Source organism: Ruoffia sp. FAM 20857 (genome assembly GCF_045528645.1).
Classification (GTDB): domain Bacteria; phylum Bacillota; class Bacilli; order Lactobacillales; family Aerococcaceae; genus Ruoffia; species Ruoffia halotolerans.
Genome location: NZ_JBGQRB010000140.1, coordinates 1 through 255, shown reverse-complemented (window position 1 = coordinate 255; position 255 = coordinate 1). Strand labels below are relative to the sequence as shown.

Genomic DNA, 255 nt, shown 5'->3' with positions numbered 1-255 from the left:
AATGTAGTTGACAGACAAACATTGAAAGGAAGATTATTATGGCTCAATTAAATATTACCTTAAATTTAGAAGAATTAACAGAGGCAGTCATGAATAGCGATATGAATGCGATGATGAAATCATTAGCCGTCACTGTCTTTAACGCTTATATGGAAGTTGAACGTGATCGCTACATTAAAGCAGAGAACTATGAACGGACTTCGGAACGAAAAGATCAGCGGAATGGCTATTACGAACGGGACCTCATGCTAAATA

At 36.9% G+C, this 255-nt stretch carries 1 protein-coding gene; it reads left to right on the top strand.

Translation table 11 applies throughout. The annotated features are described in order from the left end of the window. Window positions 1-38: 38 nt before the first annotated feature. Window positions 39-255, top strand: a 217-nt coding sequence (locus ACEN4N_RS11585; protein WP_407089156.1) for a transposase, incomplete at its 3' end; no start/stop codon positions are given.